The sequence below is a fragment of the Micromonospora sp. 4G55 genome (genome assembly GCF_016803375.1).
The window spans coordinates 1-7,083 of sequence record NZ_JAEVHN010000308.1 but is presented as its reverse complement, the minus strand read 5'-3'; the positions used below and the strand labels follow the sequence as shown (position 1 = coordinate 7,083).

The window sequence follows — 7,083 nt, the reverse complement described above, 5'->3', positions numbered from 1 at the left end:
CAGCGGCCTCGGCGCGGGCCGGTCCGGCCCCACCGGTCACCGTGACCGCCATGACCGCCGCCACGGCCGCCGCCCCGACGATTCGCCGGCGCGCCGGTCGGCCCGGCCGTCCTGTGTTGATTCGAGACATCGCGTGATCCGTTCTCCCGAGGGCCCGACGACCGTCATCGACGCCGCGGGCAGTCCCCGTCGTGCCGCGGTGGATGTCAGAAGCGAGGCGAGTTGGTTGCGGCGATGTTATTTCTGCGACCTGTCAATATTCAAGCAGGTGTTTGTGCAGTAATTGCAGAGCGGGCGTGTCCGCCTCCGGGCGGCCCGGACAGCGTGGCGTCCTCGGCCGGGACGGGCGCGGCGTCGGCGACCCGCCTGGTCCGCCTGGTCCGCCGGGCGTCCGCGGAAGAAGCTGCCCTGTCGTCGACCGTTGACGTGACACGTCAACGTGCAGTTCATTTCTTGCAGAGTCGGTGACGTATCATCGCGGCGTGACGAAGCGACTGACCGAGGTGGCGAAGAAGGCCGGCGTCAGCGAGGCCACTGTCAGCCGGGTGCTCAACGGTCGTGGCGGCGTCTCCGAGTCGACCCGTACCGCCGTGCTCACCGCGCTGGACGTGCTGGGCTACGAGCGGCCGACCAAGCTGCGGGGGGAGCGGGCCCGCCTGGTCGGGCTGGTGCTCCCGGAGTTGCAGAACCCGATCTTCCCGGCGCTCGCCGAGGTGGTGACCGGGTCACTCGCCCAACGGGGCTACACCCCCGCGCTCTGCGCCCGGACGATCGGCGGTGTGTCCGAAGCGGACTACGTCGAGATGCTGCTCGACCACCAGGTCTCCGGCGTCATCTTCGCCGGTGGCTCGTACGCGCTGGCCGACGCCTCGCACGAGCACTACCGCCGGCTGACCGACCGTGGGCTGCCGGTGGTGCTGGTCAACGCCGGCGTCGACGCGCTGGACTTCCCCCGGGTATCCACCGACGACGCGGTCGCGGTCGAGCAGGCGTACGGGCACCTGCGCTCGCTCGGGCACGAGCGGATCGGCCTGGTGCTCGGCCCGGAGGGGCACGTGCCGTCCCGGCGCAAGCTGGACGCGATGGTCCAGGCCGCGAACTGGGCCGACGACCGGGAGTGCGTCGAGCGCTCCAGCTTCTCCATGGAGGGGGCGCGGGTCGCCGCGACCAAGCTGGTCGAGCGGGGCGTGACCGGCGTCATCTGCGCCAGCGACGTGCTGGCCCTGGGCACCATCCGGGCCGCCCGGCGGCTGGGTCGCGCGGTGCCGACCGACGTGTCGGTGGTGGGCTTCGACGACTCCGCGTTCATGACTTGCACCGACCCGCCGCTGACCACCGTGCGGCAGCCGATCGAGACGATGGGGCAGGCCGCGGTGGACCTGCTGGTCACCCAGATCGAGGGGGCCGGCGTGCTGCACGACGAGCTGCTGTTCGAGCCCGAACTGGTGGTACGCGGCTCCACCGCGCCCGTCCCCGGCCGCTGACCCGCCGCCCCGGTCGTCGGTCGACCGCTGGCCGCCGCTGACTCTCCCGGCGGCCACTGACCGACGATCCGGCCACGAACCGCCGCCCTGGCCGCCGAACGACGCTCCACGGCCGTCGACCGCTGCTCGCGGTCGGCGGCCACTTCGTCGTTGCCGTCGGTCGGCGCCGAGCAGCACCCGGCCCGATCCAGCCGGTCCACACTGCTCAGCCCCGCGCTGACCAGGTTGGACGCCGCTTGGACCACCGGAGGGCCCCGGCGCGGGCGGCGGACCGAGTACGAGCACCAAAGCTAGCGAACACCCCACAACCCGGGCGCCACCCGAGGATCTGTCAACATCTGCCACTCTTACGTCGCGTCCTTTCAGCACACGATCGAAACCTTGCTGAAATGAGTCGCCCTCGCTACAGTGACTCCACTCACAGCTGGCCCCGACGCAGCTACCGGGGGTCAGGTCATCCGATCGATGTAGATAACTGGCAGGGCGGCGCCGCGGTGCGATCACCGCAGGTCGGCGACGTCCTGAAGACACCCGTTCCCGAAGGGATGGACAGATGTCCGTACCGCAGTACCGGAAGGCTGCGGCGTTGGCGCTCGTGGCCGGCCTGGGGCTCAGCCTCACGGCGTGCTCCACGAAGAGCGACGACACGACGAGCGATGCCGGTGGCAAGGTCACCATCACCGTCGACTGCCAGCCGGTCGGCTCCCAGAAAGAGCTGCTGAAGAACTGGAACGACGACGTCGTCGAGTTCCAGCGGCAGAACCCGAACATCGTCATCAAGAGCGTCAGCGTCGGCGAGCAGTGCAACAACCCGCCGGACTTCACCGCCCGCCTCGCCGGCGGCACCGTGACCGACGTGTTCTACGGGTACATGACCGATCTCCAGCAGGTGCTCGACTCCGGTCAGGCGATGGACATCACCCAGTACGCCAGCAAGGACACCGTTCCGACCTGGGACAGCGTCGACCCGGCGCTCAAGGAGGTCTTCACCGACGGCGGCAAGCTCTACGCCGTCCCGGTGAAGAACTACTCGATGGGCCTGGTCTACAACAAGGTGCTGTTCCAGCAGGCGGGGCTCGACGTCAACAACCCGCCCAAGACCTGGGGCGAGGTCCGCGACGCCGCCAAGAAGATCTCCGCGCTGGGCAACGGCATCGCCGGGTACGCGGAGTACAGCGCCGGCAACACCGGCGGCTGGCACTTCACCTCCCTGCTCTACTCCCACGGCGGCCAGGTGCTGACCTCGGACGGCAAGAAGGCCGACTTCAACAACGCGATGGGCAAGCAGGTTCTGCAGAACCTCAAGGACATGCGGTACGGCGACAACAGCATGGGTGCCCGCCAACTGCTCCAGTGGGGCGACCTGCTGACCAACGCCGGCGCCGGCAAGGTCGGGATGTTCATCGGCGCGCCGGACGCCACCCAGGCGATCGTCAGCCAGTTCCAGGGCAAGTTCCAGGACTGGGCGATGGGCCCGCTGCCCGGTCAGGACGGCCCGGCGAAGGCGACGCTCGGCGGCGGCGAGGGCTACTTCTTCAAGAAGGGCCTCTCTCCGGAGCAGGTGAAGGCCGGTCTGAAGTGGATCGCGTACCAGAAGCTGACGCCGGGCAAGGGCCAGTTCGACTACGTCCGGGCCAAGCCGCAGAACTACCCGGTGGGCCTGCCCCAGCCGCTGCTGTTCGCCAACGGCAGCGAGGCGCAGAAGCAGGAGCTGGAGCTGCGCAAGGCGAACGCGAACGTCGACACCGCGAACTTCGCGATCTTCGAGGCGAACCCGGTGCCGATCAAGGGTGAGCCCCGCAACGCGCAGGCGATCTACGCGGTGCTCGACGCCGTGATGTCCGGGGTGCTGACGAACCCGAACGCGAACATCGACGCGCTGCTCAAGACGGCCGAGGACAAGGTCAACAAGCTGCTCGCCGCCGAGAGCTGATCCGATCGTGTGGGGGTCGGCCCGCCGGCCCCCACATCCTCCGCGCCGCACCGTCGGCCGCTGACTCACGCAGGAGTTGCCTTGGTGATCACCACCGTCCCGGGAACCACGAGGGGAGCGGGTCGCCCCGCGTCGCCGTACCCGGCCGGACCGCAGCGTACGAGCCTCGGCCGCAAGGTACGGGACAACCTCACCGGGCACGCCTTCCTGATCGGCGCGGTGCTCTGCTTCGCCGTCTTCTCCTGGTACCCGATGATCCGCGGCATCGTCATGAGCTTCCAGCGCACCCGGCGGGGCGAGACCGCCTGGGTGGGCTGGGACAACTACTCGCGCCTCATCGACGACCCCAGCTTCTGGACGGCCTGGAAGAACACCCTCTACTTCACGGTCCTGGCGCTCGTCCTCGGGTACGCGGTGCCGTTCTTCGTGGCGATCCTGCTCAACGAGTTCCGCCACGCCAAGGGGTACCTGCGGATCCTGGTCTACCTGCCGGTGATGCTGCCGCCGGCCTCGGCGCTGTTCCTCTTCAAGTTCTACGCGTACGACCCCAGCGAGGCGGGGCTCTTCAACGCGATCCTCGCGGCGCTGCACCTGCCGACGTCGCAGTGGATGCAGTCACCCGAGATGACGATGCCGGCGATGGTGTTCGCGTCGACCTGGATGAACTTGGGCGGCGCGGTGCTGATCTATCTCGCGGCGCTGCAGAACATCCCCGGCGAACTCTACGAAGCGGCCGAGCTCGACGGCGCCGGGATCTGGCGGCGGATCGTCCACGTGACGATCCCGCAGACCCGGCTGATCCTCGCGCTCCTGGCGATGCTCCAGATCGTCGCCACGATGCAGCTCTTCATCGAGCCACTGATCCTCGCCAACGGTGCGGGCGCGGAGGACTCGGCGACCTCGGTGGCGTACCTCATCTACCAGCACGGGTTCTTCCAGAACGACCTCAACGGCGCCGCGGCGCTCGGCGTGATCATGCTCGTGGTGCTGGCCGGCTTCTCCGCCGCCTACCTGCGGCTGAGCGCGAAACAGGACTAGGACGGGGCGAGCAATGGCACAGGACTCCGGGACCCGGACCCTCATCTCTCCGGCCCAGCTCCGGCGGGGGCGCGGCAAGGTCGTCTACTGGACACTGCTCACCGTCGTCGTGGTGGGCTTCACGCTGGTCTTCCTCGGGCCGCTCTACTGGATGGTCACCGGCGCGCTGAAATCCGGTCAGGAGATCGCGCAGACCCCGCCGTCGCTGTTCCCGGCCGACCCCGAGCTGCGGAACTACGCCGACGCGTGGACCAACCTGAACCTCGCCAAGCTGCTGTTCAACACGTTCTACTACGCGATCGGCGCGCTGCTGTTCCAACTCGTCCTCGACACCGCCGCGGCGTACGCCCTGTCGAAGCTGCGACCCGTGCTCGGCAACGTGATCCTCGGCCTGATGCTGGCGACGCTGATGATCCCGGCGATGGTCCTCATCGTCCCGCAGTACGTGACCGTGATCGACCTGCCGATCCTGCACCTCAACCTGCTCGACTCGCCGTTCGCGATCTGGCTGCCGGCGGTCGCGAACGCGTTCAACATCTTCCTGCTGAAGCGGTTCTTCGACTCGATCCCGGAGGAGCTGATGGCGGCGGCCCTCGTGGACGGCGCGACCCCGCTGCGCACGCTCTGGTCGATCATCCTGCCGATGTCGCGGCCCATCCTCGGCGTGGTCTCGATCTTCGCCGTGACGGCGGTCTGGAAGGACTTCCTCTGGCCGAAGCTGGTCATGCCGTCGCCCGAGACCCGGACGGTCAGCGTCGGCATCTACGCCTTCTCGGGTGGTACGCCGATGAACGTGGTGATCGCCGCGTCGGTCATCGCCGCGATCCCGACCGTCGTCGTCTTCCTGATCTTCCAGCGAAACATCATGTCCGGACTGACCACCGGCAGCCTCAAGGGCTAGCCCCGCGGCCGCCCGATTCAGATTCAGGTCCGGCGAACCCGCCGACGTACCGACGCAGAAAGCAGGTGCTCGTGTCCACAGCAGACCAGGGTCCGTGGTGGCGTGGAGCCGTGATCTACCAGGTGTACCCGCGTAGCTTCGCCGACGGCAACGGCGACGGCATCGGCGACCTCGCCGGCATCCGGTCCCGGCTGAGCCACCTGTCCGCGCTCGGCGTCGACGCGATCTGGTTCAGCCCCTGGTACCCCTCCCCGATGGCCGACGCCGGCTACGACGTGGCCGACCACCGCGACATCGATCCGGTCTTCGGCACCCTGGCCGAAGCGGAGGCGCTGATCGCGGAGGCACACGCCCTCGGCATCCGGATCATCGTGGACGTGGTGCCGAACCACTGCTCTGACGCGCACCCCTGGTTCCAGGCGGCGCTCGCCGCCGGCCCGGACGCGCCCGAGCGGGAGCTGTTCTGGTTCCGCCCCGGCCGGGGCCCGAACGGCGACCAGCGGCCCACCGACTGGGTCGGCGAGTTCGGCGGCGAGACCTGGACCCGGACCGTCGACCCGGACGGCACCCCCGGCGACTGGTACCTGCACCTGTTCACCGCCGAGCAGCCGGACTTCAACTGGGACCACCCCCGGGTACGGGCGGAGTTCGAGGACATCCTGCGGTTCTGGTTCGACCGGGGGGTGGACGGCATCCGGATCGACTCGGCGGGGCTGCTGGTCAAGGACGGGACGCTGCCCGAGGCCCTGGCCGGCCGGCCGCACCCGTTCCACGACCTCGACGGGGTGCACGAGATCTACCGCGCCTGGCGACGGATCGCCGACTCCTACCCGGGGGAGCGGGCGCTGATCGGCGAGGTGTGGTTGCCGGACCGGGACCGCTTCGCCCACTACCTGCGCCCGGACGAGCTGCACTCGGCGTTCAACTTCGACTTCCTCGGCTGCGCCTGGGACGCGACCGCGCTGCGCCGCTGCGTCGACGAGACGCTCGCCGCGCACGCCCCGGTCGGCGCGCCCGCCACCTGGGTGCTGTCCAACCACGACGTGACCCGCCACGTCACCCGCTACGGCCGGGCGGACACCACGTTCAGCTTCGCCGGCAAGCGCGAAGGCGTCCCCACCGATCTGGAGCTGGGCACCCTCCGGGCCCGGGCGGCGGCGCTGCTCACCCTCGCCCTGCCCGGCGCGGTCTACGTCTACCCGGGCGAGGAGCTGGGCCTGTGGGAGGTCGAGGACATCCCGCCCGCGCTGCGCCAGGACCCGATGTGGGAGCGCTCGGGGCACGGCCGGGACGGCTGCCGGGTGCCGCTGCCCTGGGCCGGCGACGCACCGCCGTTCGGGTTCAGCCCGGACGGCGCGATCCGGACGCCCTGGTTGCCCCAGCCGGCGGAGTGGAAGGACCGGACCGTCCGGGCGCAGACCGACGACCCGCACTCGATGCTGGAGCTGTACCGGGCCGCGATCGGCGTGCGGCGTACCGAGGCGGACCTCGGGGACGGGACGCTGCGCTGGCTGCCGGCCCCCGACGGGGTGCTCGCCTTCGCCCGCGGTCCCGCCTTCGCCTGCCTGGTGAACCTCGGCGCGACCCCGGTGCCGCTGCCCTCGCACGAGGCGCAACTGCTCGCCAGCGCGCCGCTGGACGACGACCTGCTGCCGCCGGACACCGCCGTCTGGCTGCGTACCCGGGAACGGCCGGCGACCCCGGCGCTGCGCCGGCCTCCTGAGCTG

The 7,083-nt window shown here is 69.9% G+C and carries 6 protein-coding genes; all 6 read left to right on the top strand.

Translation table 11 applies throughout. The features are described from left to right. Positions 1 to 283 (top strand): hypothetical protein (locus JNW89_RS22335; RefSeq protein ID WP_238450379.1); only part of this gene is annotated, 283 nt, incomplete at its 5' end. 199 nt (positions 284 to 482) lie between these two features. After that, on the top strand, positions 483 to 1,484 hold the full coding sequence (locus JNW89_RS22330) for a LacI family DNA-binding transcriptional regulator (protein ID WP_238450378.1): 1,002 nt from the start codon (positions 483 to 485) through the stop codon (positions 1,482 to 1,484). A gap of 553 nt (positions 1,485 to 2,037) precedes the next feature. Beyond that, entirely contained in the window at positions 2,038 to 3,417 is a 1,380-nt protein-coding gene (locus JNW89_RS22325) for an ABC transporter substrate-binding protein (RefSeq protein WP_238450377.1), read from the top strand. A gap of 81 nt (positions 3,418 to 3,498) precedes the next feature. Next, positions 3,499 to 4,455 carry a carbohydrate ABC transporter permease gene (locus JNW89_RS22320; RefSeq protein WP_238450376.1) on the top strand — a complete coding sequence of 319 codons (957 nt, stop codon included), beginning with the start codon at positions 3,499 to 3,501 and terminating at the stop codon, positions 4,453 to 4,455. A 13-nt stretch (positions 4,456 to 4,468) separates the two neighbouring features. Next, on the top strand, positions 4,469 to 5,356 hold the full coding sequence (locus JNW89_RS22315; protein WP_238450375.1) for a carbohydrate ABC transporter permease: 888 nt from the start codon (positions 4,469 to 4,471) through the stop codon (positions 5,354 to 5,356). Positions 5,357 to 5,466: 110 nt separating this feature from the next. Next, the coding region (locus JNW89_RS22310; RefSeq protein WP_238450374.1) for a glycoside hydrolase family 13 protein at positions 5,467 to 7,083 on the top strand (1,617 nt) is incomplete at its 3' end.